General features: G+C 61.7%; 25 protein-coding genes. 17 read left to right on the top strand and 8 right to left on the bottom strand.

The window, feature by feature from the left end:
- Positions 1-13: 13 nt before the first annotated feature.
- Positions 14-1,195, top strand: a complete 1,182-nt coding sequence (gene metZ / locus FDP25_RS02480) for an O-succinylhomoserine sulfhydrylase (RefSeq protein WP_154148605.1) — start codon at positions 14-16, stop codon at positions 1,193-1,195.
- A 464-nt stretch (positions 1,196-1,659) separates the two neighbouring features.
- Here the strand turns inward: metZ and choV are convergent, their stop codons facing one another.
- From choV to FDP25_RS02460, 4 genes are all read right to left on the bottom strand, one after another.
- Complete coding sequence (gene choV / locus FDP25_RS02475; protein ID WP_154148603.1) at positions 1,660-2,688, bottom strand: choline ABC transporter ATP-binding protein; 1,029 nt, start codon at positions 2,686-2,688, stop codon at positions 1,660-1,662.
- Positions 2,685-3,521, bottom strand: coding sequence for a choline ABC transporter permease subunit (choW, locus tag FDP25_RS02470; protein ID WP_154153016.1), 837 nt, complete (start codon positions 3,519-3,521; stop codon positions 2,685-2,687). The genes choV and choW overlap by 4 nt, the downstream gene beginning before the upstream one ends.
- A 97-nt stretch (positions 3,522-3,618) precedes the next feature.
- Complete coding sequence (gene choX / locus FDP25_RS02465) at positions 3,619-4,545, bottom strand: choline ABC transporter substrate-binding protein (RefSeq protein ID WP_154148601.1); 927 nt, start codon at positions 4,543-4,545, stop codon at positions 3,619-3,621.
- A 115-nt stretch (positions 4,546-4,660) separates the two neighbouring features.
- Positions 4,661-6,217, bottom strand: a complete 1,557-nt coding sequence (locus FDP25_RS02460) for an ABC transporter substrate-binding protein (RefSeq protein ID WP_154148599.1) — start codon at positions 6,215-6,217, stop codon at positions 4,661-4,663.
- Between the two features lie 251 nt (positions 6,218-6,468).
- Here FDP25_RS02460 and betI point away from each other — a divergent pair, with 251 nt between their 5' ends.
- From betI to FDP25_RS02435, 5 genes are all read left to right on the top strand, one after another.
- On the top strand, positions 6,469-7,056 hold the full coding sequence (betI, locus tag FDP25_RS02455; protein WP_172982734.1) for a transcriptional regulator BetI: 588 nt from the start codon (positions 6,469-6,471) through the stop codon (positions 7,054-7,056).
- The gene (betC, locus tag FDP25_RS02450; protein WP_154148597.1) at positions 7,053-8,570 is read left to right on the top strand and encodes a choline-sulfatase; all 1,518 of its coding nucleotides are present in this window, start codon (positions 7,053-7,055) and stop codon (positions 8,568-8,570) included. The genes betI and betC overlap by 4 nt, the downstream gene beginning before the upstream one ends.
- A gap of 39 nt (positions 8,571-8,609) precedes the next feature.
- Positions 8,610-10,070, top strand: a complete 1,461-nt coding sequence (gene betB / locus FDP25_RS02445) for a betaine-aldehyde dehydrogenase (RefSeq protein ID WP_154148595.1) — start codon at positions 8,610-8,612, stop codon at positions 10,068-10,070.
- 26 nt (positions 10,071-10,096) lie between these two features.
- Positions 10,097-11,755, top strand: a complete 1,659-nt coding sequence (betA, locus tag FDP25_RS02440; protein WP_154148593.1) for a choline dehydrogenase — start codon at positions 10,097-10,099, stop codon at positions 11,753-11,755.
- Positions 11,756-11,895: 140 nt separating this feature from the next.
- Positions 11,896-12,132, top strand: coding sequence for an HP1242/YdcH family protein (locus FDP25_RS02435; RefSeq protein WP_154148591.1), 237 nt, complete (start codon positions 11,896-11,898; stop codon positions 12,130-12,132).
- Between the two features lie 74 nt (positions 12,133-12,206).
- On the opposite strand, the gene FDP25_RS02430 is transcribed toward FDP25_RS02435, so the two are convergent.
- The 3 genes from FDP25_RS02430 to FDP25_RS02420 form a co-directional block, all read right to left on the bottom strand.
- On the bottom strand, positions 12,207-12,995 hold the full coding sequence (locus tag FDP25_RS02430) for an alpha/beta hydrolase (protein ID WP_172982733.1): 789 nt from the start codon (positions 12,993-12,995) through the stop codon (positions 12,207-12,209).
- A gap of 15 nt (positions 12,996-13,010) precedes the next feature.
- Positions 13,011-14,411, bottom strand: a complete 1,401-nt coding sequence (locus tag FDP25_RS02425; RefSeq protein ID WP_154148587.1) for a helix-turn-helix domain-containing protein — start codon at positions 14,409-14,411, stop codon at positions 13,011-13,013.
- 178 nt (positions 14,412-14,589) lie between these two features.
- Positions 14,590-15,807 carry a multidrug effflux MFS transporter gene (locus FDP25_RS02420; RefSeq protein WP_154148585.1) on the bottom strand — a complete coding sequence of 406 codons (1,218 nt, stop codon included), beginning with the start codon at positions 15,805-15,807 and terminating at the stop codon, positions 14,590-14,592.
- A 193-nt stretch (positions 15,808-16,000) separates the two neighbouring features.
- On the opposite strand from FDP25_RS02420, the gene FDP25_RS02415 reads away from it, so the two are divergent.
- From FDP25_RS02415 to FDP25_RS02390, 7 genes are all read left to right on the top strand, one after another.
- On the top strand, positions 16,001-17,533 hold the full coding sequence (locus tag FDP25_RS02415) for an acyl-CoA carboxylase subunit beta (protein WP_154148583.1): 1,533 nt from the start codon (positions 16,001-16,003) through the stop codon (positions 17,531-17,533).
- A 17-nt stretch (positions 17,534-17,550) separates the two neighbouring features.
- The gene (locus FDP25_RS02410) at positions 17,551-17,955 is read left to right on the top strand and encodes a DUF6497 family protein (protein WP_343031938.1); all 405 of its coding nucleotides are present in this window, start codon (positions 17,551-17,553) and stop codon (positions 17,953-17,955) included.
- Between the two features lie 214 nt (positions 17,956-18,169).
- On the top strand, positions 18,170-18,316 hold the full coding sequence (locus tag FDP25_RS17020) for a hypothetical protein (protein ID WP_172982732.1): 147 nt from the start codon (positions 18,170-18,172) through the stop codon (positions 18,314-18,316).
- Between the two features lie 81 nt (positions 18,317-18,397).
- Positions 18,398-18,760, top strand: coding sequence for a hypothetical protein (locus tag FDP25_RS02405; RefSeq protein WP_154148581.1), 363 nt, complete (start codon positions 18,398-18,400; stop codon positions 18,758-18,760).
- A gap of 379 nt (positions 18,761-19,139) precedes the next feature.
- Positions 19,140-19,349 carry a hypothetical protein gene (locus FDP25_RS02400; RefSeq protein WP_154148579.1) on the top strand — a complete coding sequence of 70 codons (210 nt, stop codon included), beginning with the start codon at positions 19,140-19,142 and terminating at the stop codon, positions 19,347-19,349.
- A 131-nt stretch (positions 19,350-19,480) separates the two neighbouring features.
- Positions 19,481-21,526 carry an acetyl-CoA carboxylase biotin carboxylase subunit gene (locus FDP25_RS02395; RefSeq protein ID WP_154148577.1) on the top strand — a complete coding sequence of 682 codons (2,046 nt, stop codon included), beginning with the start codon at positions 19,481-19,483 and terminating at the stop codon, positions 21,524-21,526.
- Positions 21,527-21,530: 4 nt separating this feature from the next.
- Positions 21,531-22,064, top strand: a complete 534-nt coding sequence (locus FDP25_RS02390) for a hypothetical protein (protein ID WP_154148575.1) — start codon at positions 21,531-21,533, stop codon at positions 22,062-22,064.
- A gap of 13 nt (positions 22,065-22,077) precedes the next feature.
- Here the strand turns inward: FDP25_RS02390 and FDP25_RS02385 are convergent, their stop codons facing one another.
- Positions 22,078-22,449 carry a DUF4174 domain-containing protein gene (locus FDP25_RS02385; protein ID WP_343032062.1) on the bottom strand — a complete coding sequence of 124 codons (372 nt, stop codon included), beginning with the start codon at positions 22,447-22,449 and terminating at the stop codon, positions 22,078-22,080.
- Here FDP25_RS02385 and FDP25_RS02380 point away from each other — a divergent pair.
- The 4 genes from FDP25_RS02380 (at position 22,376) to FDP25_RS02365 (ending at position 26,979) form a co-directional block, all read left to right on the top strand.
- Entirely contained in the window at positions 22,376-23,647 is a 1,272-nt protein-coding gene (locus tag FDP25_RS02380; RefSeq protein ID WP_343032073.1) for a hypothetical protein, read from the top strand. The two genes, FDP25_RS02385 and FDP25_RS02380, sit on opposite strands and share 74 nt — an antisense overlap.
- Positions 23,619-25,748: a methylmalonyl-CoA mutase gene (gene scpA / locus FDP25_RS02375; RefSeq protein ID WP_154148569.1), complete on the top strand. Its 2,130-nt coding sequence runs from the start codon at positions 23,619-23,621 to the stop codon at positions 25,746-25,748. Before FDP25_RS02380 ends, scpA begins: the two co-directional genes overlap by 29 nt.
- A 149-nt stretch (positions 25,749-25,897) precedes the next feature.
- A complete protein-coding gene (locus tag FDP25_RS02370; RefSeq protein WP_154148568.1) occupies positions 25,898-26,509 on the top strand; it encodes a VOC family protein in 612 nt (203 codons plus the stop codon).
- Positions 26,506-26,979, top strand: a complete 474-nt coding sequence (locus FDP25_RS02365) for a GNAT family N-acetyltransferase (RefSeq protein WP_154148567.1) — start codon at positions 26,506-26,508, stop codon at positions 26,977-26,979. Before FDP25_RS02370 ends, FDP25_RS02365 begins: the two co-directional genes overlap by 4 nt.
- Positions 26,980-26,999: the final 20 nt, after the last annotated feature.

Raw genomic sequence — 26,999 nt, 5'->3', positions numbered from 1 at the left:
GCTGGAGGACGATATGAGCGACAGTTGGAACAAGCGCACCAAGCTGGTGCATGGTGGAACGAAACGCAGCCAATGGGGCGAGGTAAGCGAGGCGATCTTCCTCACCCAGGGTTTCGTTTACGATAGCGCCGAAGCCGCGGCGGCGCGGTTCGAATCCGCAGGCCCGGATGAATATATCTATGCGCGTTACGGCAACCCGACGGTGGCGATGTTCGAAGAACGCATCGCGGGGCTTGAGGGCGCCGAGGATGCCTTTGCCACCGCCTCGGGGATGGCCGCAGTCTCTGGCGCGTTGATCTCGATGCTGAAGGCGGGCGATCACGTGGTCGCGGCGCGGGCGCTGTTCGGATCGTGCCTTTACGTGTTGGAAGAGGTGCTCACCCGTTACGGCGTCAAGGTTTCCTTCGTCGATGGCACCGATCTGGAGCAATGGCGCGCGGCCATCCGCGACGACACCCAACTGGTGTTTTTCGAGACCATCGCCAACCCGACGCTGAATGTGGTGAACCTGCCCGAGGTGGCCAAACTGGCCCATGCCAAGGGGGCGAGGGTCGTGGTCGATAATGTCTTTGCCACGCCGGTCTTTTCGCGGGCGATCGAGCAGGGCGCGGATGTGGTGGTTTATTCGGCCACCAAGCATATCGACGGGCAGGGGCGCGCCCTTGGCGGGGTGATCCTCGGGAGCACGGATTACATCCGCAAGACGGTGGAACCCTACATGAAGCACACCGGCGGATCGATGTCGCCGTTTACCGCTTGGGTGATGCTCAAGGGCTTGGAAACAATGGACCTTCGGGTGCGCGCGCAGGCGGCGACGGCGACCGCTTTGGCCGAGGCCTTGCAGGGCCATGAGAAACTGGCCCGAGTGCTGTACCCGGGTCACGAAAGCCACGCGCAATATGACCTTGCGCAAGAGATCATGGGCGCGGGCGGCACGGTTGTCTCGCTTGATCTGGCGGGCGGGCAGGAGGCGGCGTTCCGCTTTCTTAATGCGCTTGAGATCGTGGTGATTTCCAACAACCTGGGCGATGCGAAATCCATCGCCACGCACCCGGCCACCACGACGCACCAGCGCCTGCCCGACGATCAGAAGCAGGCGCTTGGCATTACGCCCGGGCTGATCCGGCTGAGCCTAGGGATCGAGGATACCCAAGACCTGATTGCGGATGTTCTGGCGGCTTTGGAGGCGGCGTGAGGCTTTCGGCCCCGAATCGACGCTAAGCCCTTGAGTTAACGCCAAAAGCCTTGATCTGCACCGCGTCGGTAAAACGTCGGTATCGCGTCGGTGCGTTTGACCGACGCGCGGCGGATTAACAGGCCGCGCGGTAAGAAACGTACGAAACGTACGTGTGTTTTGTATGGTTTGCCGAGAATGGCAGGGGGTCAACCCGGCGCGGACATACTATGAGGTAATCAGGGTGATACAAGCTTACGTTCAAAGTGGTTGCCTGGGTTGGCTGTTTTGCGGGACCGAGCGGGCTTCTGCGGCTGCGCGGAAATCAAGGCGCGTAGCACCGCCGCGCATGGCACGAAGGCCTGCTTGTTGGGAAACGTGCCAAACTTTGCAACCTCCGCGCCCTTCGCATTGCCGTCAATTCTCAAACGCGCAGGATTGATCAACAATGCGGGCCGAGGCAGCGGCTTGGGCTTGGCTTGCCCTTACCCTCCCCGTGGATCGAGCAGCTTCGAGAATATCCGCGCGCGGGTGATCTGGCCCAGCACCTTTTCGCCCTCGATCACGCCGACCGGCGCTTCGGAGCCTTGGGCGGCCTCCATGACCTCGCGGATGGTGGCCTCGGGGCCGACGCTGGCCTTTGGGGTGCCCTGTGCGGGTTCCATCACGTCGCGCGCGCAAAGCACGCCCAGCGGGTTCATGTGGGCCACGAAATCGGCCACGTAGTCGGTGGCGGGGTTGGTGAAAATCTCTTGCGGGGTGCCGCATTGCACGATGCGCCCGCCTTCCATGATGGCGATTCGGTTGCCGATCTTGAAGGCCTCGTCCAGATCGTGACTGACGAAGATGATCGTACGGTTGAGCTTGGCCTGAAGGTCGAGCAATTCATCCTGAAGATGCGTGCGAATAAGCGGGTCGAGCGCGCTGAAGGGTTCGTCCATCAAAAGGATCGGCGCCTCGGTGGCGAAGGCGCGGGCCAGGCCCACGCGCTGTTGCATGCCGCCCGAGAGTTCGCCCACCTTGCGGTCGGCCCAGTCCGACAGGCCCACAAGGTCAAGCTGCGCCTGCGCGCGGGCGCTGCGTTCGGATTTCGAAAGCCCCGCCAGTTCCAGCCCCAGCCAGACGTTTTCGCGGACCGTGCGCCATGGCAGCAGGCCGAATTGCTGGAAGACCATGGCGATCTGCGTCTGGCGCATGTGGCGCAGGGTTTGCGCGTCGGCATGAGTGATGTCCACCATGCTGTTGCCGTCGCTCACCTGCACATTGCCGCGCACCACGGGGTTGAGACCGTTCACTGCCCGCAACAGCGTGGATTTGCCCGAACCCGACAGGCCCATGAGAACGACGATCTCGCCTTCCTCGACCTCGGTCGAGCAGTCGTGCACGCCAAGCACCTGTCCGGTCTTGGTTTGAATGTCGGGGCGTTCCATTCCCTGATCCATCAGGGGCAGGGCGGTTTCCGGGGCGTCGCCAAAGACGATGGAGACCTTGTCGAATGTAACGGCTGTGCTCATCCCTTGCGCTCCATCCGCAGCATGCGGTCCAGAAGGATGGCGACCACCACGATGACGAAGCCCGATTCGAACCCCAGCGAGGTATTGACCGAGTTGAGCGCGCGCACGACGGGTACGCCAAGGCCATCGGCCCCCACCAGCGCCGCGATCACCACCATCGACAGCGACAGCATGATCGTCTGGTTCAGACCCGCCATGATCTGCGGCAGGGCATAGGGCAGCTCCACCTTCCAAAGCGCTTGGCGCGGGGTTGCGCCAAAGGCTTGCGCCGCTTCCATCAGGGCCGTGGGGGTCGAGGAAATGCCAAGGTGCGTCAGGCGAATGGGGGCGGGGACCACGAAAATCACCGTGGCGATCAGCCCCGGCACCATGCCGATGCCGAAAAAGACGATCGCCGGGATAAGGTAGACGAAGGCGGGCAGGGTTTGCATCAGGTCCAGCACCGGGCGCATGGCGGCATAAAGCCGGGGCCGGTGGGCGGCAGCGATGCCGATTGGCACGCCCACGCCCATGCAGACCACGCAGGCCGACAAAACCAGCGTCAGGCTTTCGGTGGTTTCCTCCCAATAGCCTTGGTTGACGATGAAGAGAAAGCCGAGGATGACCCCGGCGGCCAGTTGCCAGCGGCGTTGCAGGGCATAGGTGAGACCGGCGAAAACCGCGATCACGATCAGGGGGTGGGGGGATTGCAACACCCAGAGGATACCCTCGATCAGCGCCTCCAGCGCGATCGACATGGCATCGAACACCACAAAGAAATTGTCCTGAAGCCAGTCGAACACCCCGGCGGCCCAATCGCCCACGGGGATCTTGTTATCGGTGAGCCAGTTCATCTGATCGCTTTCTACCATCCCTTGTCAGCCCCCGGAGAATGGCATCGCCGGGGGCTTTGTTGTATTGGCAAGCGGCCCGGAGGCCGCCTGCGGCGTCTTACTTCATGGATGCTTTCACGGCGTCCATCGCGTCGCCGCCGTCCTTGCTGGTCACGCCTTCAAGCCACGGGCCGAGCACCTCGGGGTTGGCCTTGAGCCATGCGGCGGCCGCATCGGCGGGGTCTTCCCCGTCATTGAGGATCGCGCCCATGATCTCGTTCTCCATGGCCAGCGAGAATTCGAGATTTTGCAGAAGTTTGCCGACGTTCGGGCATTCCTCGACATAGCCTGCGGAGGTGTTGGTATAGACCGTGGCACCGCCAAGATTGGGGCCGAACCAGTCATCGCCACCTGTCAGGTAGGTCATGTCGAAATTGGCGTTCATCGGGTGCGGCTCCCAGCCGAGGAAGATGATCGGCTCATCGCGGCGGGTGGCGCGCTCGACCTGTGCCAGCATCCCCTGTTCCGAGCTTTCCTTGACCTCGAAGCCCTCAAGGCCAAAGGCATCGTCGGCAATCATGTCCATGATCAGGCGGTTGCCGTCATTGCCCGGCTCGATGCCATAGATGGTGGCATCAAGCGCCTCGGCGTGGTCGGCGATTTTTGAGAAATCGTCGATGCCAAGTGCCGCGCCTGCGGAATTGGTGGCCAGCGTGTATTTCGCCCCTTCAAGGTTGGCGCGCACGGTATCGACGGTGCCCGCCTCGCGGTAGGGGGCGATATCGCCCTCCATGGTGGGCATCCAGTTGCCCAGGAACACGTCGATGTCACCAGCCGCCAACGAGGTATAGGTCACCGGCACCGATAGCACCTTGATCTCGGTGTCATAGCCAAGCGCCTGCAACACGGTGGTCGTGGCGGCGGTGGTGGCGGTGATATCGGTCCAGCCCACGTCCGAGAAGGTGACGGTGCCGCAATCGGCCCATGCGGGGGCCGTGGTGGCGGCCAGCGTGGCGGCGACGGTCAGGGTTGTCTTGAGGGTCATGATCGGGTCTCTCCCTATTTTTCTTGGTTCAGTTCTGCCCAAATGGCAGCGCCGGCGCGATGGTCCGCGCCGACGCCTGTCTTGTCAAACGGCTTTTAGGCCGATGCGCCTGCGATCAGGCCATCCACCAGCGTTCCATCCAGCGTTCGCCGTCCATTTCCCAGTTCGAGGCCATCTCGCCATGAACGACCTTGTCGGACTTGGCCGAAACGTAATTGGCGAACATCGGGATGACGACACCGCCCTGGTTGGCGACGAGGTCCTGCATTTCCCAGTACATCTCGCGGCGCTTGTCCTCGTTCAGTTCGGCACGTGCCTTGACCAGCAGGTCTTCGAAACGGTCGTTGCACCAGAAGCTGTCGTTCCACGCGGCCCCGCATTTGTAGGCGGTGGCGAACATCTGGTCCTCGACGGGGCGACCGCCCCAGTAGACCGCGGTAAAGGCCTTTTTCATCCAGATGTCTGACCAATAGCCATCTTTCGGCTCGCGGACGACATTCATGTTTATGCCCGCCTCCTTGGCCGAAGCCTGGTACAGGACGGCCGCATCGACCGCGCCCGAGAAGGCCGCATCCGAGGAGTGCAGCGTCACGTCGATGCTGTCCAGACCGGCCTGCTTGAGGAAATACTTGGCCTTGTCGGGGTCATAGGTCTTCTGCTCCAGCTCGGTATTGAAGAAACGCTGCCCTTGACCAATCGGATGGTCATTGCCGACCGAGCCATAGCCGAACAGGATCTTGTCGACCAGTTCCTGACGGTTGACGCCGTATTTCAGGGCTTGGCGAATATTGTTGTCGGTGTAGGGGTCCTTGTTGGTCGACATGGCAAAGGTGTAGTGCTGTGTCCCGGCAACCGATTCCACCTCGATGCCCGCGTTGCGGCCCAGTAGGCCCGCGGCCTTGAGGTCAACCCGGTCGATGGCGTGCACGTCACCCGAGACAAGCGCCGTGGTGCGGGCGTTCTGATCGACGATCGCAAGCAATTCACAGCTGTCGACCCACGCCACGTCATCGCGCCAGTGGTTCGGGTTGCGTTCGAAGGCCGATGAAACGCCGGGTTTGAAATCTTTCAGGACATAGCTGCCGCAGCCATCCCCCGATTTCCAGTCAATGCTCTCGCCCTCGGCCTTGCAGACGACAAGGTGATAGTCGGACAGGATGAAGGGGAAGTCGGCGTTGCCGCCCGAGAGGGTGAAAACGACCGTGTCGTCGCCTTCGGTCGTGATCTCCTGAATCGGTTCCACGATCGGGCCAGCGGCCGAGGTCGAGTCTTCGCCGCGGTGGTGGTTGATCGAGGCGACCACGTCTTCCACGGTCATCGGCTTGCCCGAGTGGAACGTCACGCCCTTGCGAATCTTGAAGCGCCAGACGCTGGCGTCATCCGAGGCTTCCCAGCTTTCGGCCAGTTCCGGCACGAGGCTGCCATCGGTGGCCACCTCGGTCAGCCGGCCATGCACCGCAAAGCCAAGCGCCAACATGTAGCCGTTTTCCCACTGGCCGGGGTCCAGCGTGTCGGTGGTCTGGCCGTGGCCCTTGGCAACCCGCAAGTGCCCGCCGCGCTTGGGTGTCTGGGCCATGGCGCCGCCCAGGGGCAGGGTGGCCGCTACCGCACCTGCCGCCGTGGTCTTGAGAAATCCGCGACGATCCAGAAGTCCGCCTTTGATTAGTGACATGTTCTATTCTCCCTGTGTCATGTTCGGTTTCGCCCAAGGCCCGCGCGGGGCAGGGCGTTGTCAACCTGTCGCACCCACATGTCGTGGAAGCGACACCGTTGTTACATTTCCGACGTTATTATGACGCGCGCATGAAGCGCAACGTGATAGTTCAGATTGTTTTTCCTTCGAAAGTTCAGTCCTGTTTTTTATTGATTGACGAGTCAATTAAACGCATTTACCCACGTCTTGCAAGTACGTAGGACGCCACGATGCCAAAGCTTGGGATGGAACCGATACGCCGTTCGGCGCTGCTGGAGGCCACGATTCACGAGATTGGGGTGCGCGGCACGCTGGATGTGACCGTCAGCCAGATCGCCAAGCGGGCGGGGATGTCCTCGGCGCTCGCGCATCACTATTTCGGCTCGAAAGAACAGATTTTCGCCGCCGCCATGCGCCATATCCTCGGCCTCTACGGCGCCGAGGTGCGCGGCGCGCTCAGCATGGCGAAATCCCCGCGTGATCGGGTCGAGGCGGTGATCCGCGCCAGTTTCACCCCCGCGCAATTCCGCCCCGAGATGGTTTCGGCATGGCTGAATTTCTACGTGCAGGCGCAACGCTCCGAGGCATCCCGGCGCTTGCTGCATATCTACCAGCGGCGGTTGCGGTCGAACCTGCACCATGCCTTTCGCCAAATCGCCCCCGCCCGCGCCCGGACCCTCACGCGCGGCACGGCGGCGATGATCGACGGGCTTTATATCCGGCAGGCACTGGGCGAGGGCGGCATCGCCCCCGAGGCCGCTATCGACGTTCTTCTTCACTATCTCGACACCTCATTGGCACAGGACAGCACAGCATGACAAAGCGCCCCAATATCCTCATCTTCATGGTGGATCAGCTCAACGGCACCTTGTTCCCCGATGGACCAGCGGAGTGGCTGCACGCGCCCTACCTCAAGGCGCTGGCCGAACGCTCCACGCGGTTCCGCAACGCCTATACCGCCTCGCCGCTCTGCGCCCCGGGGCGGGCAAGCTTCATGTCCGGCCTGCTGCCCTCGCGCAGCCGCGTTTACGACAACGCCGCCGAATTCTGCGCCGACATCCCCACCTATGCCCACCACCTGCGCCGCGCGGGCTACCAGACCTGCCTCTCGGGCAAGATGCATTTCGTCGGCCCCGACCAGCTGCACGGATTCGAGGAACGCCTGACAACCGATATCTACCCCGCCGATTTCGGCTGGACCCCCGATTACCGCAAACCCGGTGAGCGGATCGACTGGTGGTATCACAACATGGGCTCGGTCACCGGCGCGGGCGTGGCCGAAATATCCAACCAGATGGAATACGACGACGAGGTCGCCTATAACGCCACCCGCAAAGTCTATGACCTGGGCCGCGGCCATGACGACCGCCCGTGGTGCCTGACGGTCAGTTTCACCCACCCGCATGACCCTTACGTCGCGCGCCGCAAATACTGGGACCTCTACGAGGATTGCGAGCACCTTCTGCCCGAGGTTCCGGCGATGGAGTACGAGGATCACGACCCCCATTCCAAGCGCATCTTCGACGCCAACGACTGGCGGTCGTTCGACATCACCGAGGATAATATCCGCCGCTCCCGCCGCGCCTATTTCGCCAATATTTCCTACCTTGACGACAAGATCGGCGAGGTGATGGAGGCCCTGCGCGGCACGAGACAGGAAGAGGATACGATCATCCTCTTCGTCTCGGATCACGGCGACATGCTGGGCGAGCGGGGCCTGTGGTTCAAGATGTCCTTCTACGAGGGTTCGGCCCGCGTGCCCCTGATGATTTCCTCGCCCACGATGGAGCCGGGGCTGGTGACCGAGCCGGTCAGCAACGTCGACGTCTGCCCGACGCTCTGTGATCTGGCCGGTGTCTCGATGGAGGAGGTCGCACCGTGGACCGAAGGCCAAAGCCTCGTGCCGCAGGGGCAGGGCACCACCCGCGACGCCCCCGTGGCCATGGAATACGCTGCCGAGGCGTCTTATGCGCCGCTCGTCTGCTTGCGGGAAGGTCAGTGGAAATTCACCCGCTGCGCGCTCGACCCCGATCAACTTTTCGATCTCGACGCCGACCCTCAGGAATTGACCAACCTTGCCGATGACCCGGCCCATGCCGAGACCCTCAAGCATTTCAGCGACATGGCCGATGCCCGCTGGTCGCTGGATCAGTTCGACGCGCAGGTCCGCGAAAGTCAGGCCCGCCGCTGGGTCGTCTACGAGGCGCTGCGGCAGGGCGGCTATTATCCGTGGGATTACCAACCGCTGCAAAAGGCCTCGGAACGCTACATGCGCAACCATATGGACCTCAACGATGTGGAAGAAAACCAACGCTTCCCGCGTGGTGAATAACCCCTTCATCTTTCCCCAAATACTCCCGCCGGAGGCGACATGACCTATCCAACCCAACCCGAGGCCAGCCATTTCGTGAATGGCCAGTACATGGAAGATGACACCGGCACGCCGCTGCCGGTGATCTACCCGGCGACGGGCGAGAAAATCGCGCAACTGCACGAGGCCACACCCAAGGTGCTGGACGCCGCGATCAGCGCCGCCGAGGCCGCGCAAAAGGAATGGGCCAAGCTCTCGGGGATGGAGCGGGGCCGTGTCCTGCGCCGGGCTGCCGACATCATGCGTGAACGCAACCATGACCTGTCGGTGCTGGAGACCATGGACACCGGCAAACCCTATCAGGAAACCAGCGTCGCCGATGCCACCAGCGGGGCGGATGCGCTTGAATATTTCGGCGGGCTGGCGGCGTCCTTGACGGGGGAGCATATCCCGCTTCCGGGCGGTGACTGGGCCTATACCATCCGCGAGCCCTTGGGCGTCTGCGCCGGGATCGGCGCGTGGAATTACCCCACGCAAATCGCCTGTTGGAAGGCCGCCCCGGCCTTGGCCTGTGGCAATGCCATGGTGTTCAAACCTTCGGAAACCACGCCGCTTTCCGCGCTCAAGGTCGCCGAGATTTTGATGGAGGCGGGCGCCCCGGCAGGCTTGTTCAACGTGGTCCAAGGCAAGGGCGGTGTCGGTGCGCCCCTCGTCACCGATCCGCGGATTGCCAAGGTCTCGCTCACCGGCTCTGTGCCCACGGGCCGCAAGGTTTATGCCGCCGCCGCCGAGGGGATGAAGCATGTCACCATGGAACTGGGCGGCAAATCCCCCATGGTGGTCTTTGACGACGCCAGCCTCGAAGATGCCATTTCGGGCGCGATCCTGGGCAATTTCTATTCCACGGGCCAAGTTTGTTCCAACGGCACGCGGGTTTTCGTGCATAAATCCATCAAGGAGGCGTTTCTGGCCCGCATGGCCGAGCGCCTGAAAGACGCGGTGATCGGCGACCCGCTGGACGAGGCCACAAGTTTCGGCCCGATGGTCAGCGAGGCTCAGCTTCAGATCGTGCTGGGCTTCATTGAGGCGGGCAAATCCGAGGGCGCGCGTCTGGTCACCGGCGGCAATCGCATCGACAAGCCGGGATGCTGGATCGAACCCACGGTGTTTGCCGATGTTACCGACGATATGACCATCGCCCGCGAAGAGATTTTCGGCCCGGTATTGAGTGTCTTGGATTTCGAGGACGAGGACGAGGTGATCGCGCGGGCCAACGCCACGCCCTATGGCCTGTCCGCCGGGGTCTATACCCGCGATCTGCAACGCGGTCACCGGGTGATCGGGCAGTTGCAGGCGGGCAGTTGCTTTATCAACTCCTACAACGACGCGCCGGTCGAGGTGCCCTTTGGCGGGGTCAAGGCCTCGGGCGTGGGGCGGGAGAACTCGAAAGAGGCGATCGCCCATTATTCACAGGTGAAATCCGTCTACGTCCGCATGGGCGAGACCGAGGCCCCCTTCTGACGCGTTAACTCCGGAGGAACGGGACAATGGAAGCCGATTACATCATCGTGGGCGCGGGCAGCGCGGGCTGCGCCATGGCCTATCGCCTGTCCGAGGCCGGGCACAGCGTGCTGGTTCTGGAACATGGCGGCACCGATGCCGGGCCGTTCATCCAGATGCCCGGTGCATTGAGCTATCCAATGAACATGCGCCGCTATGACTGGGGCTATCAAAGCGAGCCCGAGCCGCATTTGGGCGGGCGGCGTTTGGCCTGTCCGCGCGGCAAGGTCATCGGCGGCTCCAGCTCGATCAACGGGATGGCCTATGTGCGCGGCCATGCGCATGACTATGACCATTGGCGCGATAGCGGGGCCGAGGGCTGGGGCTATGCCGATGTGCTGCCCTATTTCAAGCGGCAGGAATGCTGGCATGACGGCGGCCATGGCGGTGATGCCTCGTGGCGCGGCACGGACGGGCCGTTGCATGTCACGCGCGGCCCGATGAAAAACCCGCTGACCCGTGCCTTTATCGAGGCAGGCGGGCAGGCGGGCTATCCCATCACCAAGGACTACAACGGCGAACAGCAAGAGGGCTTCGGCCCCTTCGACATGACCGTCCACAAAGGGCAACGCTGGTCGGCGGCCAATGCCTATCTCAAGCCCGCGCTGGCGCGTGAAAACTGCGATCTGCTGCGCTGTTACGTGCAGCGGGTGGTGATTGAAGAGGGCCGCGCCGTGGGCGTCGAGGCGCAGGTGAAAGGCCGCACCGAGGTCATCCGCGCGCGCGCCGAGGTGATCCTCGCGGCCTCCTCGATCAACTCGCCCAAGCTCTTGATGCTGTCGGGCATTGGTCCCGCCGCGCATCTTTCGGATCACGGCATCACCGTTCAGGCCGACCGCCCCGGCGTTGGCGCGAACCTGCAAGACCATCTTGAGGTCTACGTGCAAATGGCCGCCAGTCAGCCGGTGAGCCTGTATAAGTACTGGAACCTTTTCGGCAAGGCCTGGGTGGGGGCGCAATGGCTTTTCACCCGCAGCGGCCCGGGCGCCTCGAACCAGTTCGAATCCTGTGGCTTCATCCGCTCGGAGGCAGGCGTCGATTACCCCGACATCCAGTTCCACTTCCTGCCCATTGCCGTGCGCTATGACGGCAAGGCTGCCGCCGAAGGCCATGGCTTTCAGGCGCATGTCGGGCCGATGCGCAGCAAATCGCGCGGCTCGATCACCCTGCGCAGTTCTGACCCCGGCGACGATCCGGTGATCCGCTTCAACTACATGAGCGAAAAGAGCGACTGGCAGGAGTTCCGCAAATGCATCCGTCTCACGCGCGAGATCATCGCGCAGGCGGCCTTCAAACCCTACCTCAGCCACGAGATTCAACCCGGCGCCGATGTGCAGAGCGATGACGAGATCGACGATTTCATCCGCGAACATGCCGAAAGCGCCTATCACCCCTGCGGCACCTGCAAGATGGGCAGCAAGGATGACCCCATGGCCGTTGTCGACAGCCATGCGCGGGTGATCGGGGTGGAGGGCCTGCGCGTGGCCGACAGCTCGATCTTCCCGCGGATCACCAACGGCAACCTGAATGCGCCGTCGATCATGGTGGGCGAGAAAGCCAGCGACCACATCCTTGGCCGCGCCCCCTTGCCGCCCGAGAACGCGCAGCCTTGGGTGAACCCCGACTGGCAGGTGGCACAGCGCTAGGCGGCCCATCAGCTGTCGAGGCGCAAAAAGCGCGCTGGCGGGCGCCGAAATCGCCCGCCGTTTGATCCGTATCAAAGCCGCGATGCCCCGCAAATGACTAGCCTGCGTCGGACCAACGATAACCAAAGGAGTCGCGCGACATGTCCCACACCCCCCACGAACTGCACGAGGAATTCCCCGAGCTGGCCGACAAGATCACCGAGATGAAATCCTCGGACCCGCATTTCGCCAAGCTGGCCGAGGATTACCACGAGGTAAACCGTGCCGTGCACCGGGCCGAAACCAACGTTGAGCCGATGAGCCAGTTCGCCGAGGAAGACATGCGCAAGAAGCGCAGTGCGCTGAAGGATGAACTGTACCAGATGCTCAAGGCGTAAGGGCCGGAAGGACCTGTTGGAAAGGCGGCGCAATGCGTCGCCTTTTTGCTTTTAATATCAATGCAATATATAAGTTACTTGATGCGATCAATGAAGTTCCAGAATACCGGCAAGGTATCGCTGCGCCACAGGTCGGTGTGGCCTGCGCCGGGCACGTGGAGGAAACGTTTGTCGGCGCTCGGGGCGGCGTTGAACAGCGCGCGGCCCTGTGCGGGCGGGATCATCTTGTCGTTCTGCCCGTGGACCACCAAAAGCGGCATGGTCAGGTTTGCGGCCCATGCCATGCTGTCCCATTCCTGCGTCAGATGGTCGAGCAGCGGCTCAATCCCGGGGTAAAGCGCCGAGGCCACATCGCGGACCGAGGTAAAGGGCGCCTCAAGGATCACGCCGGCGGGCGCAAGGCCCTTTTCCGCGTCGGTCACGACCGATCCCAAAAGCTGCATCGCCACGCCGGTGCCAAGGCTTTCGCCATAGATCACCACGCGCGCATCGCGCGGCAGGTCGTGCCAGATGTCCCGGATCGCTTGTGAGATACCCTCCTGCGAAGGGCTGCCCGCACTTCCTGAGGAGCCGGGATAGGCTGGCGCGATCACGCCATAGCCGCGCGCCATGAACCGCGAAAACCGCCCCGTGCGATCCGCAAGATTCCCGGCGTTGCCGTGCAGGTAGAAGATGGTGGGATGGCCCGGATTCGCGGCGGCTTGCCATGTGATGAGGCCCGCGCGCTCCACCTCTTGCATGTTCGGCGCACCGGCGGTGGCGGGGGGCACGCGTGTTGCGTCAAAGGGATAGATGATCGCGCGTTCAATCGCCCCCAGAGACAGCCAAGCGCCCCCGGTCAATAGCCCGATGAGCAATGCCAATCGCCAGAGCATCGGTCAGCCAACGCGATAGGGCAGCACGTCGCGCTCATCCGGGGTGACCTGCAATTGCCGTTCCAGCGGCGGGACCGAGCGTTGATGGCAATCGGTGCGCTCGCAAATCCGGCAGGAGATGCCGATGGGCTCAAACGCGCGGGCATTGGTCAGGTCCAGATCGTCGGCATAGACCAAGGCGTCGGAATGTTTCACCTCGCAGCCAAGGGCGATGGCGAAACGGCGCACCGGCGCACCGAAACTGCCGCCCGGTTTGCTGACATCCCGTGCAAGGCTGATATAGCGCACGCCATCCGGCGTTTCGGCCAGTTGGCGCAGGAAGCGGCCGGGGGTTTCAAAGGCGCGGTGCACGTTCCACAGCGGGCAGGCCCCCCCGAAACGGGCGAATTGCAGGCGCGTGGCGCTGTGGCGCTTGGTGATGGTGCCCGCCTGATCGACCCGGACAAAGAAAAACGGCACGCCCTTGGCGCCGGGGCGTTGCAGGGTGCTTAGCCGGTGACAGACCTGTTCGATGGAGGCCCCGAACCGATTGGCAAGGATTTCCAGATCGTGGCGCGTTTCCTGTGCCGCCTCAAGGAACATGCCATAGGGCATGAGGGCCGCACCGGCAAAGTAATTGGCCAGCCCCATCTTGGCGATGGCGCGGGCGGCCTCGGATTGGAACCGCGCCAGATCGAGCGTGGCTTCGATCAGCTTGTCTTGCGTCAGCAGCGCCACCTGCAAAAGCATCTGGAAGGTGCGGGTTTCCGGCTCGGCCCGGGACGAAAGATAAAGCGTGCCACTGTCGCGGTCGAAGTGGCGCAGCTTTCCTGTGTCGGCAAGGCTGACGCTTATGCCCATGTCCGACAGGCGGTCTTGGGCGATGTCGCGCACGCCGCGTTGCGCGCCGGTGGGTTGGGCAAAGCGTTCGGCGGCATGGTCGACCGCGTCGATGTAGTTGTCGCAATAGTGGAAGAAATCGCGCACCTCGTCCCATGGGCTGGGCTGGGTGCGGGCATCTTCGCGGCCAAGGGCCTCGTCAAGGCTGGCCAGCCGCTCGTGGGTTTGCCGGTAGGTGCGGTGCAGCTCCAGAAAGGCGCGGGCAAGGGCCGGGGCGTTCGAGGCCGTCAGGCGCAGGTCCGACAGCGGCGGCGGATCATCGGCGAAAACCGGGTCGGCCAGCGCCTCGCGCATATCGCTGACCATGCGCTCGGCATCGCCGGTGGAAAGTTCGGTGACGTCGAATCCGAACTCCTGCGCGAGGGCCAAAACCACGGTGGTGCTGACGGGCCGGTTGTTGTTCTCCATCTGGTTGAGATAGGGCAGCGAAACGCCCAGCTTGCTGGCGAAATCCTTTTGCGTGAGTCCCAGCCTTTGCCGTGTCTCGCGCAGTTTGGCCCCGGCATAGAGTTTCTGGGTTGGCATGGTGGCGATCCCCCGCTTGGATGGTTTGCAGATTTGCCGTGTTGCAATGATGTTTTGCAAATTTGCGGATCAGGCGTAAAGGGGATTCTGGCGCGTTTCGTACGACTCGTACGAAAGGAGCGGACAGGGTGATGATTTTTGTACGAAAACAGGGGGTCAAACGTACGACTCGTACGTTTTATGCCATGGTCAGGCTGCGTTCCCGCCAGATGACCAGCCCGATGGCGGCAATCGCCCCGATCGCGGTGCACAGCATGATCCACAAAAGCGGGAAGGCCCCCGTTTCCGGCCCCAGCAGGGCCCCGGCCAGTGCCGAAAGGGCCGCGCCCCCGCCAATCATCATCGCCCCCGACAACCCGCTGGCCGTCCCGGCCAGGTGCGGGCGGACCGACAGGGCACCGGCGGTGGCGTTTGGGATCAGCATTCCATTGCCCAGCCCCATCATGGTCATCAGGCCGAAGAAGGTCAGAGGTGTGCCGAGGCCCGCGTAAAAAAGCAATAGATTCAATCCGATACCGCTTGCGTTGGCAAGGGTTCCCCAAAGCACCATGCGGTTGACACCGGCCCGGACCGAAAAGCGCCCCGAGATGAAATTGCCCGCGAAATAACCGATCGCAGGCGCGCCAAAATAGATACCCAGCGTCGCGGGGTCGAGGCCGAACACCCGGTCCCCGACGAAGGGTGCGCCGCCGAGATAGGCAAAGAACGCCCCCGAGGCGAGGGCGGCGGCCAGCGAATAGCCCCAGAACCGCGGCGAGGTCAGAAGCTCGGGGTAGTTGCGAAACTGCTGTGACAGGCTATGACCCGACTTCGGCGCCGTCTCCCCGAGATCGCGCCAAGTAAGCCAGAAAACAGCGGCGCCCAATATGAACAGAGCCCAGAAATTCGCTTTCCATCCAAAGGCTTGGTCCAAAACGCCGCCGATGGCCGGGCCGATCATCGGTACCACGGCCATGCCCATGGTGACATATCCGATCATGCTTGCGGCCTGGGCCTCGGGGACCATATCGCGCACCACCGCGCGGCTAAGGACCATGGCCACGACCACGGTGGCCTGGATCATGCGGAATGTCAGGAAAATCAGGATGTTGGGCGCGAAGATGCATCCCAGCGTGGCAATCAGGAAGATGCCCAGCCCCCCAAGGATCACCGGCCTGCGGCCCAGCTTGTCCGAGATCGGCCCCATGACGATCTGAAGGCCCGCGTTCACGGCGAGATAGAGCGCCACGGAGAGTTGGATCAACCGATACTCGGTTTCGAAATAGGCCGTCATCCCCGGCAGCGAGGGCAGGAAGATGTTCATCGCCAGGGCCGAGATTCCGGCCAGCAAAATCAGCGTCAGGATATGCGGCGGGGTGCTGCGATCCAGAAAACGTATGATGGGGCGATCACTCATAATCCAGCGTTAGGCCCGCCTATCCGTTTTGTCCATGCACAGGGGTCTGTGGCGAACTGCACAGATTCGTTCAATTTTGCAGTTATTCAGATATGCAGATACAGGTTTGCACCTCTTTGCAAATTTGCCGGAAATGTCTTTGTGCCAGACCTTGTTTTCCTTATGGTCCCTGCAAAATCGCAAGGGGACCGTCATGAAAGATATTCTTCAAGAACTCGAAGGGCGCCGCACCGAGGCCCGCTTGGGCGGTGGAGAGCGCCGGATCGAAGGCCAGCATTCCAAAGGCAAGTTAACGGCGCGTGAACGTATCGACCTGTTGCTGGACGAAGGCAGCTTTGAAGAGTTCGACATGTTCGTCGCGCATCGCTGCACCGATTTCGGGATGGAGGAGAACCGGCCCTACGGTGATGGCGTCGTGACCGGCTGGGGCACGATCAACGGTCGTCAGGTCTATGTTTTCAGCCAGGATTTCACGGTTCTGGGGGGCTCGGTTTCGGCCACCCATGCGATGAAAATCTGCAAGATCATGGATATGGCGATGCAGAACGGCGCGCCTGTCATCGGCATCAACGACTCGGGCGGCGCCCGTATTCAGGAAGGCGTGGACAGCCTTGCCGGTTACGGCGAGGTCTTTCAGCGCAACATCGAAGCCTCGGGCGTGGTGCCGCAGATCAGCGTGATCACCGGCCCTTGCGCGGGGGGCGCGGTCTATTCCCCGGCGATGACCGACTTTATCTTCATGGTGCGCGATAGCTCCTACATGTTCGTGACGGGCCCGGATGTGGTGAAAACCGTGACGAATGAACAGGTGACGGCGGAGGAGCTCGGCGGGGCCTCGACCCATACCAAGAAAAGTTCGGTCGCCGATGGCGCCTTCGAGAACGACGTGGAGGCCATGGCCGAGGTGCGCCGCCTTGTCGATTTCCTGCCGCTCAACAACAAGGAATCGGTGCCGGTGCGTCCGTTCTTTGATGACGTTGACCGCGCCGAGCCCAGCCTTGATACCATCGTGCCGGCCAATCCCAACATGCCCTATGACATGAAGGAGTTGATCACCAAGGTCGCGGACGAAGGCGATTTCTATGAAATTCAGGAGGATTTCGCCAAGAATATCGTCACCGGTTTCATCCGCCTTGAGGGCCGGACCGTGGGGGTCGTGGCCAACCAGCCGATGGTGCTGGCCGGATGTCTGGACATTGACAGCAGCCGCAAGGCGGCGCGCTTTGTGCGGTTCTGCGATTGCTATGAAATTCCGATCCTGACCTTTGTTGACGTGCCCGGCTTCCTGCCCGGGACGGGGCAGGAGCATGACGGCGTGATCAAGCACGGGGCGAAGTTGCTCTTTGCCTATGGCGAGGCGACCGTGCCGAAGGTGACGGTGATCACCCGCAAGGCCTATGGCGGGGCCTATGTGGTGATGTCGTCCAAGCATTTGCGTGGCGACATCAACTATGCCTGGCCCACCTCGGAGGTCGCCGTGATGGGCGCCAAGGGGGCGACCGAGATTCTGTATCGTTCGGAGCTGGGCGACGAGGAGAAAATCGCCAAGCGGACGCAGGATTACGAGGATCGCTTTGCCAATCCCTTTGTTGCCGCCGAGCGCGGGTTCATCGACGAGGTGATCCAGCCACGCAGCACCCGCAAGCGTGTCAGTCGCGCCTTTGCCGCACTGCGCAACAAGAAGCGCAAGATGCCCTGGAAAAAGCACGACAACATCCCGCTGTAAGAGGGGAGTGATCTGTGGTGCGTTTCAGGCTCTTATTCGCCGCCCTGACCCTCTGGGCCAGTGTTGCGGCGGCCCAGCAGGACGAGGCGAAGGAGGAGCGCCTTGTTCTGCCCTCGGGACTGACGGCGCAGTTGCAGGAGATGCTTTGGAACGAACCCGGAAACGGGCTTGTCTACCGCTTTCGCTTTGTCGCGCCTGATCTGACCGGGCAAGAGGATTTTGAGACCACGATGACCGATCTGGAATACCTTTGTAACAGCTACGCCGTGCCGCGGCTGTCGAATATCGGGCCGCAGCCGCGCCAGATTGTCATTTCAATTGCAGATCGTGAGTCGGAATTCGGTGTGATCAATCCTGATGTCACGCAGGTTTTCGAAGCCTACCGATTGGATCAGGGCGGCTGTATCTGGGAGATGTTTTGATGCAGCCACAAGATGTTGCGGAATGCCGTGAGAATACCTCAATGGTTGAGGCTTTGCGGCCACATACGCGGGCGTTTGCCTGCCTAAAGTATGCAATTGACCGCGAGTCGGATATGATGAAAAGTGGTTGCACCCAAGTAACCCATACCTCGCAAGTAGGGTCGGCGGGGCGATTTTCGCTGCGTTTGCCCGCGTTTACAGACAGGAGACAAATATGTCGAACAGCATCAAGAGCGTTTTGGCCATTGGTCTGGTTGCCTTCGTGGCGGCCTGCGCCCAACAGTCGGCCGAAGAAGAATTCGTCGTGGTTGAGCCCGAGCCCATCTCGACCGAGCCGACCTACACCGGCAAGTACAAGTAATCCACCTGTGGATTATGCAGGACGGGCCATAGCGCCCGTCCTGACAGCCACGCAGCGCCCTTGTTTTCCGGAGGGCGCGTCATGCTGAAGCATCGTGGGTTTCCCGGGCGCCTTCCCGGAACGGATTACCAGTTCACCATTCGCCGCGCCAACCCCAAGGGGGCCACGCCGATCACCCGGCGGGAGCGCTTTCGTGATCGCAAGGCCGCTGATCGTCGGGCCGATGCGGGGTTCGTGCAGGCGCTTTGGGAGCATTTCGGCGATGAGCCCTTCGAGCGCGGCAATCTGGATGCCGGGCGGCTGAGCTGGCTTTTCGGTCGCGAAGTGAAACCGGCCGAGGATCCTTTCGATCCGGCCAGTTACGACGCGTTGTTGATTCTCGATCTGCCCGTCGCGCGGGCGTCTTTTCCTGAAGCTTTCGAAGACGATGAGGGCTGGGAGTGAGAGGACTGAGGGTATATCCGGGCCAAAATGGCACCTTTTTGCCCATGGGGTGCACTTTTGCGCAAAATGCAGCCGAAATGGATTTTGATATGCCTGTCGGCTTGGCGGGGGACGAGGCCTCGGCCAATGTCGAAACCGTAGTGGTGGCCCCCCCCCAATGGGCCAAGACGCAAAGTCTGATCCGTTACCCTTCCCCTTGGAGGCGGTCCTGTGCAATTTGGCGCAGGCCGCCTCTTTTTTCTTGCGGGTCAAAGGCTTGCGGTGATGAGCGGAGGCTTGCGCATTCACCGTTATCTCGAAGCTGTGACTTGGATAACAGGGCGGCTTTGGGGTTGAGTGTGGCGACGATACCGTCCCATTCATCGAAAGGCACAGACCAATGCAATCACATGTTCTCAAGGGTATGGCCCTCAGTAGCATTCTGGGCCTCGCGGCCTGCGGCGACTCGGTTCCCGAGCAGGCGCTTTTCGGCGCGGGCGCGGGCGTGGGCACCGCTGCGGTGCTGGACGGCAGCCTTGCCGCCGGTGCGGTTGTCGGGGCTGCGGGCAACGTGGCCTACTGCCAAGCCTACCCGGACCGTTGTAACTGAATTCACATCGCGCCGTCGCCCGGCGTGCAAGTCAAGCTATCGGACCATCGGCGCCGCCCGCGCCGGTGGTTTTTTCATGTCATGCCGGCGCGCGCATGCGCCAGGCCAAGAACCGAAAGAGGGGACGTAGTATGTTCAAGAAGATCCTGATCGCCAACCGTGGCGAGATTGCCTGCCGGGTGATCAAGACCGCCCGTAAGATGGGTATTCAGACCGTGGCCATTTATTCGGACGCCGATGCGCAGGCCCTGCATGTGCAGATGGCCGATGAGGCCGTGCATATCGGTCCACCGCCCGCCAATGAATCCTATATCGTAATCGACAAGGTGATGGAGGCCATTCGCCAGACGGGCGCCGAAGCGGTGCATCCCGGCTATGGCTTCTTGTCGGAAAATCCCAAATTCGCCGAGGCGCTCGAAGCCGAGGGCGTCGCCTTTATCGGGCCGCCCAAAGGGGCGATCGAAAGCATGGGCGACAAGATCACGTCGAAGAAGATTGCACAGGATGCCGAGGTTTCGACAGTTCCGGGGGTTATGGGGTTGATCGAGGATGCCGAAGAGGCGGTCAAGATCAGTCAGGAAATCGGTTACCCTGTAATGATCAAGGCCTCGGCTGGTGGCGGCGGCAAGGGCATGCGGATTGCCTGGAACGATGACGAGGCGCGCGAGGGGTTCCAATCGTCCAAGAACGAGGCGGCGAATTCCTTTGGCGATGACCGGATTTTCATCGAGAAATTCGTCACCCAACCGCGCCACATCGAAATTCAGGTTCTGGCCGATCAGCACGGCAACTGCATCTATCTGGGCGAGCGGGAATGTTCGATCCAGCGCCGCAACCAGAAGGTGGTGGAAGAGGCGCCCAGCCCCTTCCTTGATGAGGCGACCCGCAAGGCCATGGGCGAGCAAAGCTGCGCGCTTGCCAAGGCGGTGGGCTATGCCAGCGCCGGGACGGTGGAATTCATCGTCGACGGCGACAAGAACTTTTACTTTCTCGAAATGAACACCCGCTTGCAGGTGGAACACCCTGTGACCGAGTTGATCACAGGCGTCGACCTTGTGGAGCAGATGATCCGCGTGGCCGCCGGTGAGAAACTGGCGATGAGCCAGGATGACATCACCTTGAACGGCTGGGCGATTGAAAACCGGCTTTATGCCGAAGACCCGTACCGGAACTTCCTGCCGTCGATTGGCCGTTTGACGCGCTATCGCCCGCCGCAGGAGGTGGCCGCAGGTCCGATGCAGGTGAACGGCACATGGCATGGCGATGCCCCCTCCGGGGAAACCGCGGTGCGCAACGATACCGGCGTTTATGAAGGCGGCGAGATTTCCATGTATTATGACCCGATGATCGCCAAGCTCTGTACTTGGGGGCCGGACCGTCCGAAGGCCATCGAGGCGATGCGCGTGGCCTTGGACAGTTTCGAGGTGGAAGGTATCGGTCACAACCTGCCGTTCGTGGCGGCGGTGATGGACCACGAGATTTTCATCAAGGGCGACATGACCACCGCCTTTATCGAAGAGCAATATCCCGAGGGCTTCGAGGGTGTGACGTTGGGCGAGGATACCTTGCGCCGGATCGCGGCAAGCTGTGCCGCGATGCACCGGGTGGCCGAGATACGCCGCACGCGCGTGTCAGGCCGGATGGACAACCACGAGCGCCATGTCGGCGAGGATTGGGTCGTCAGCTTGCAAGGTGAACAATTCGCAGTGACCATTGCGGCCGACAAGGAAGGGGCGAGCGTTACCTTCGAAGACGGCCAAACCCTGCGGGTGACCAGTGGTTGGACGCCGGGCGATCAACTGGCCGAGCTTATGGTTGATGGTTCACCCTTGATCCTGAAGGTGGGCAAGGTTTCGGGCGGCTTCCGCATCCGGACCCGCGGGGCCGATCTCAAGGTGCATGTGCGCAGCCCGCGTCAGGCCGAACTGGCCGCGTTAATGCCTGAGAAACTGCCGCCTGATACATCCAAGATGCTGCTTTGTCCGATGCCGGGCCTGATTGTCACGGTGAACGTGTCTGAAGGCGACGAGGTGCAGGAGGGGCAGGCGCTGTGCACCGTGGAGGCGATGAAAATGGAAAATATCCTGCGGGCCGAAAAGCAGGGCGTCGTGACCAAGATCAACGCCGGGCCGGGCGACAGCCTTGCCGTGGATGACGTGATCATGGAGTTCGAATAACGCCATGCTTGCGGCCTGTGACCATATCCCGGGCGGGGGGCTTTTGCCGATCTTGGCAGTGGCCTCGGCGGGGTTGGTCGCGGGCTGCGGCCCCGAGGATGAGCCTGCCATGCGCGACCGGCTGGGGCAGTATTTTTCACTTCGTGACACCGTCGCATATGAAGCCCGCAGGCCCTGCGTGGCGGGCGTGTTTCGCCTCGCCGACGATCAGGTCAAGGCGGCAATGCCCGTCGCGAATGGAGTGGGTGAGATGCTTGCACTCTTGGCGCGGGAAGACTTGGCATTGTTAAAGGACCGGGGGCACAGCCCGGATGCTGCATTCGTAACCGTGATGAATGTCGAACGCGCAAGGGGAATGCAGATGCGCCGTGCGGGCCTTGAGGCGCGCGCTTGCATGGACGCCACCATCGAAACCGCTTTTCGCCACGCGCTTGATGGCGTTGGCAACATGGTGGCCTATGACGTGAAAAGCGGGCTGTTGATGCTTGTGGATCGGCGCAACCGCCTTTTGGTCGTGGCGCGCGGGGCGCAGGCATGATGGTCAGGGCTATTCAACTTCCGCCACGCCTGTCGCGCATTTCCTGTTGGCGCATCGGCATCTTGTCGATCACGCGCGAGATTTCGCGAACATCCCAAGGCAGCGGTTTGCGCAGGTATATGGTGCCATCCTTGCCAATAAGTACCAGCATGAATCCGCGTGGATGCAGCCTTTCGCGCAGCGCGCTGTCGGCACTGGGGTCGGTATCGGTAAGAACGACGATGTCCCGTTCATCCAGATCCTCCAACCGTTCGGTCAGGTACTCCATTTGCAGTGTATACCGTGGGTCGGCAGGGCTATCTGCGAAGACAATGAGTGGCCGCTTTATCCAGAGAAATTCGCTCAAATCTGCCGTTTCGCCCGGCAAGATGATGTCGGGCGGCACTGATTGTGATGGCGCGCTATCGTCCTGTGCGCAGGCGACTACGGGCGAAAACATCACGAAAACAAGGGCTAATATACGTTTCATGCACTCTCCTGTCCGCCAAGATATAGGGGGACAGGGCCGAATTGCGAAGGTTGAATGGCCTCGTGACCGGGAAAATTTTACCGTTAATCGCTTCGTCAGGTTTCGACGCCCATCCTGTGCGGGACAGTTTGTCAGAAGACCGCACAACGCGGCAGATCGGCGAAAGGCCCGTGAAACAATGGATGTGATCTTGCATATCGGCGCCCATAGGACGGCAACGACCTGTTTTCAGCATTATATGCGCGAAAATTCAGAGAGCCTTCTGGCCCGTGGTATCGGATTTTGGGGACCCCGGCGCACGCGTGCCGGATTGTTTCGGGGCGTTATGCCTGTGGCGGGGGCGGGACCTGCACAAGCCCAACTGGATCGCGCAAAAGGTAGGGTTTCGGTTCAACTGGACAAGGCTGCGGCCCGAGGTTTGCGTTATTTGGTTGTCAGCGATGAAAACATGCTGGGCGCGCCACGACGTAACCTGCGCGATCTGCGCCTTTATGCGGATGCCGGGCAACGCATGGCCCGGTTTGCATATGTCTTTTCCGGTGCGAAAACACGGGTCGTCCTGTCCGTACGTCAACACGACATGCTTTGGGCCTCGTCGCTGGCGTTTGGCGTGGCGAGGGGGCACCGCTTGCCGCGGGCGCATGATTTGACAGGAATTGCGGACGAGTCCCGCCATTGGCGCGAGGTGATCGAAGATGTCGCTTGTGCCGTGCCGGGATCACCGCTGACGGTGATGCCTTATGAGGTTTTCGGTGGCAGATCAGATGATCGACTCGCTCGAATGACGGGACTAACCGGTTTGCCGGACAAACATGCGCGCGAATGGATGAACCAATCTCCGAGGTTGGCGCAACTGCGCCAGATCCTGCGGGACAGGGGGCTTGACCCGGACCGCCTTCCAGAAGGCGAGGGTCGCTGGATGCCCTTCACGAAAGACCAGATTGCCACCCTTCAGGAAGCCTACCAGGACGATCTGTTTTGGCTGTGCGACGGGGCGGATGGATTGGCGACTTTGATCGAGGAAACCGGTCCGGTGACAGCGGGGCAAACACCGCGCGCCGACCAGACGACAAGAGGACATGAAAATGGCATCGAAGAAAGACGAATGGCGTAGCATCGCCGAGAAAGAACTCAGGGGCCGCGCCGTCGAGGAGTTGACGTGGAAAACCCTTGAAGGAATCGACATAGACCCGGTTTACACCGAGGAGGATGTCGAAGGGCTCGATCATCTTGGCTCGATCCCCGGGCAGGCGCCTTTCACGCGTGGGCCGCGTGCCACGATGTATGCTGGGCGCCCTTGGACGATCCGTCAATACGCGGGGTTTTCAACTGCGGAGGAGTCCAATGCCTTCTACCGCCGCAACCTGGCGGCGGGTCAACAGGGGGTTTCCGTGGCCTTCGATCTGGCGACGCACCGAGGCTATGACAGCGACCACCCGCGCGTGGTGGGCGATGTGGGCAAGGCCGGTGTGGCCATCGACAGTGTCGAGGACATGAAGATCCTGTTTGATGGTATCCCGCTGGAAAAGGTCAGCGTGTCGATGACGATGAACGGTGCGGTGATTCCGATTTTGGCGAATTACATCGTTGCGGGCGAAGAGCAGGGCGTGAGCCGCGCGGACCTGTCGGGCACGATCCAGAACGACATCCTCAAGGAGTTCATGGTTCGCAACACCTATATCTACCCGCCCGAACCCTCGATGCGGATCGTGTCGGATATTATCGAGTACACCTCGAACGAGATGCCGCGCTTCAACTCGATCTCGATCTCGGGCTATCACATGCAGGAGGCGGGCGCGAACCTTGTGCAGGAACTGGCCTATACCCTGGCTGACGGTCGCGAATATGTGCGCGCCGCGATCGAGGCGGGAATGGATGTGGACAAATTCGCGCCGCGCCTGTCCTTCTTCTTTGCCATCGGTATGAATTTCTTCATGGAGGCGGCCAAGCTGCGGGCCGCGCGCCTGTTGTGGCACCGGGTGATGACCGAATTCGGCGCGCAAAGCGACAAGTCGAAGATGCTGCGCACCCACTGTCAGACCAGCGGCGTGAGCTTGCAGGAACAAGACCCCTATAACAACGTGATCCGCACCGCCTATGAGGCGATGAGCGCGGTTCTGGGCGGGACGCAATCGCTGCATACCAATGCCTTGGACGAGGCCATGGCCCTGCCCACCGATTTCAGTGCCCGGATTGCCCGGAACACGCAGCTTATCTTGCAGGAAGAGACCGGTGTGACCAATGTGGTCGATCCGCTGGCCGGCTCTTACTACGTTGAAAAGCTGACCGCCGATCTGGCCGAGAAAGCCTGGGAGTTGATGGAAGAGGTCGAGGAGATGGGCGGTATGACCAAGGCCGTGGCCTCGGGCATGCCCAAACTGCGGATCGAGGAATCGGCGGCTACCCGTCAGGCGATGATCGACCGCGGCGACGAGGTGATTGTCGGGGTCAACAAGTACCGCCGCGACAGCGAAGACCCGATCGACCTTCTGGACATCGACAATAGCGCCGTGCGCGACAGCCAGATCGCGCGGCTTGAGAAAATCCGCGCCGAGCGGGACGAGGCCGCCTGTCAGGGGGCCTTGGACGAGGTCACACGCCGCGCCAAAGAGGGCGGTAATCTTCTGGAGGCGGCGGTGGACGCTGCCCGTCAGCGCGCATCGGTGGGAGAGATCAGCATGGCGATGGAAAAGGAATTCGGGCGTCACCGCGCCGAAGTGAAAACGCTGGCCGGGGTCTATGGCGCAGCCTACGAAGGCGACGAAGGCTTTGCCGCGATCCAGAAATCGGTTGATGACTTTGCCGAGGCCGAAGGACGACGCCCGCGGATGCTGGTGGTCAAAATGGGTCAGGACGGGCACGACAGGGGCGCTAAGGTGATTGCCACGGCCTTTGCCGATATCGGGTTCGACGTGGATGTGGGGCCATTGTTCCAGACACCCGACGAGGCTGCACAGGATGCCATCGACAACGATGTGCACGTCATTGGCATTTCCAGTCAGGCGGCGGGTCACAAGACGTTGGCGCCGCAGTTGATCGAGGCGCTGAAGGCCAAGGACGCGGGCGATATCATCGTGATCTGTGGTGGTGTCATCCCGCAGCAGGATTATGACTTCCTGAAAAATGCCGGGGTGAAGGCGATATTCGGGCCGGGGACGAACATTCCCGAAGCGGCGCAGGATATTCTGCGCCTGATCCGTGAGGCGCGGGCCTGATTTGCTTTTGAGGGGGGCTTTACCCTTTCCGGGTTGAATCCCTTTTGGGGGTCAACCCGCCCTCAGGATATTTGTTGTCACTAAAAGCGCATTAGGGTTGTGACCTGTGGTGGCTTGGATAAGCTGTTGGCCGTTAAAAAGGGGACGGCATGTTAGAGCTTGATCATCTGGCCGTGGTGGCGTGCGATCTGGACGAGGGTCGCGCGGCAGTGGAAGAGGGGCTTGGCGTGGCTTTGCAGCCCGGCGGGCGGCATCCGTATTTCGGCACTCATAACCTGCTTCTGGGGTTGGAGGATGGCCTTTATCTTGAGGTGATCGCGATCGACCCGAAGGCCCCGGACCCGGGTGTAACCCGATGGTTCGATCTTGACCGGATGCAGGGCGCGCCGCGGCTTGGCAATTGGATTTGTCGAAGCGATGACCTGGAGGCCATGGTGGCGCGCTTTCCTGAGACCGGCACGCAAGTGGCCCTTTCGCGTGGCGATTTGAATTGGCGGATGGCGGTGCCGCGCGACGGGCGGCTTCCATTCGACAATTGTTTTCCGGCGCTGATGCAGTGGGATTGTGCCGCGCATCCGGCGGCGCGTTTGGCCGCGTCGGGCTGTCGGTTGCAGCGGTTGGTCGTGGCGCATCCCGAGGCGGGGGCACTATCGGACCAATTGGCACCTGTTTTATCAGATATGCGCATGGTTTTTGAGGTCGGTGCGCCGGGCTTGAGAGCGGAGATCATGACGCCCTCGGGCCTGCGGGTCCTCACATGATCATTCGGCAGGCACAGCCCGAAGATGCCGAGGCGATTGCCGCGCTTTGGAACCCGGTCATCCGCGACACGGCAATCACCTTCAACAGTACCCAGAAGACTGTCGAGGGATTGAGCGCAGAGATATCGTCGCGTCACGCTTTTCTGTTGGCCGAGGAGGGCGGGCTTATGGGCTTTGCATCCTATGGTCAGTTCCGGGGCGGTGTCGGCTATGCCCGGACGGGCGAGCATACCATCATTCTATCCCCGGGGACGCGCGGGCGCGGTATCGGGCGGCTCTTGATGCAGGCGCTTGAAGATCATGCCCGTGAGGCGGGTTTCCATTCCATGATTGCCGGCGTGAGCGGTGAAAACCCGGGCGGTATCGCCTTTCACGAGCGGATGGGGTACGCCCAAGTGGCTGTCCTGCCGCAGGTCGGGTGGAAGTTCGGGCGATGGATGGACTTGATCCTGTTGCAAAAACTTCTTTGAGCGCGCACTGACATTCATTC

Source organism: Roseovarius bejariae (assembly GCF_009669325.1).
Classification (GTDB): Bacteria; Pseudomonadota; Alphaproteobacteria; order Rhodobacterales; family Rhodobacteraceae; genus Roseovarius; species Roseovarius bejariae.
Note: the sequence above shows the minus strand (reverse complement) of the source record. Positions and strands in the feature narration are given on the sequence as shown.

Bases quoted from the DNA above. Each gene is read 5' to 3' on its own strand.
- metZ (WP_154148605.1), top strand. From the start codon at position 14: ATGAGCGACAGTTGGAACAAGCGCACCAAGCTGGTGCATGGTGGAACG.
- choV (WP_154148603.1), bottom strand. From the start codon at position 2,688: ATGAGCACAGCCGTTACATTCGACAAGGTCTCCATCGTCTTTGGCGAC.
- choW (WP_154153016.1), bottom strand. From the start codon at position 3,521: ATGAACTGGCTCACCGATAACAAGATCCCCGTGGGCGATTGGGCCGCC.
- choX (WP_154148601.1), bottom strand. From the start codon at position 4,545: ATGACCCTCAAGACAACCCTGACCGTCGCCGCCACGCTGGCCGCCACC.
- FDP25_RS02460 (WP_154148599.1), bottom strand. From the start codon at position 6,217: ATGTCACTAATCAAAGGCGGACTTCTGGATCGTCGCGGATTTCTCAAG.
- betI (WP_172982734.1), top strand. From the start codon at position 6,469: ATGCCAAAGCTTGGGATGGAACCGATACGCCGTTCGGCGCTGCTGGAG.
- betC (WP_154148597.1), top strand. From the start codon at position 7,053: ATGACAAAGCGCCCCAATATCCTCATCTTCATGGTGGATCAGCTCAAC.
- betB (WP_154148595.1), top strand. From the start codon at position 8,610: ATGACCTATCCAACCCAACCCGAGGCCAGCCATTTCGTGAATGGCCAG.
- betA (WP_154148593.1), top strand. From the start codon at position 10,097: ATGGAAGCCGATTACATCATCGTGGGCGCGGGCAGCGCGGGCTGCGCC.
- FDP25_RS02435 (WP_154148591.1), top strand. From the start codon at position 11,896: ATGTCCCACACCCCCCACGAACTGCACGAGGAATTCCCCGAGCTGGCC.
- FDP25_RS02425 (WP_154148587.1), bottom strand. From the start codon at position 14,411: ATGCCAACCCAGAAACTCTATGCCGGGGCCAAACTGCGCGAGACACGG.
- FDP25_RS02420 (WP_154148585.1), bottom strand. From the start codon at position 15,807: ATGAGTGATCGCCCCATCATACGTTTTCTGGATCGCAGCACCCCGCCG.
- FDP25_RS02415 (WP_154148583.1), top strand. From the start codon at position 16,001: ATGAAAGATATTCTTCAAGAACTCGAAGGGCGCCGCACCGAGGCCCGC.
- FDP25_RS17020 (WP_172982732.1), top strand. From the start codon at position 18,170: ATGTCGAACAGCATCAAGAGCGTTTTGGCCATTGGTCTGGTTGCCTTC.
- FDP25_RS02405 (WP_154148581.1), top strand. From the start codon at position 18,398: ATGCTGAAGCATCGTGGGTTTCCCGGGCGCCTTCCCGGAACGGATTAC.
- FDP25_RS02400 (WP_154148579.1), top strand. From the start codon at position 19,140: ATGCAATCACATGTTCTCAAGGGTATGGCCCTCAGTAGCATTCTGGGC.
- FDP25_RS02395 (WP_154148577.1), top strand. From the start codon at position 19,481: ATGTTCAAGAAGATCCTGATCGCCAACCGTGGCGAGATTGCCTGCCGG.
- FDP25_RS02390 (WP_154148575.1), top strand. From the start codon at position 21,531: ATGCTTGCGGCCTGTGACCATATCCCGGGCGGGGGGCTTTTGCCGATC.
- FDP25_RS02380 (WP_343032073.1), top strand. From the start codon at position 22,376: ATGAGTGGCCGCTTTATCCAGAGAAATTCGCTCAAATCTGCCGTTTCG.
- scpA (WP_154148569.1), top strand. From the start codon at position 23,619: ATGGCATCGAAGAAAGACGAATGGCGTAGCATCGCCGAGAAAGAACTC.
- FDP25_RS02370 (WP_154148568.1), top strand. From the start codon at position 25,898: ATGTTAGAGCTTGATCATCTGGCCGTGGTGGCGTGCGATCTGGACGAG.
- FDP25_RS02365 (WP_154148567.1), top strand. From the start codon at position 26,506: ATGATCATTCGGCAGGCACAGCCCGAAGATGCCGAGGCGATTGCCGCG.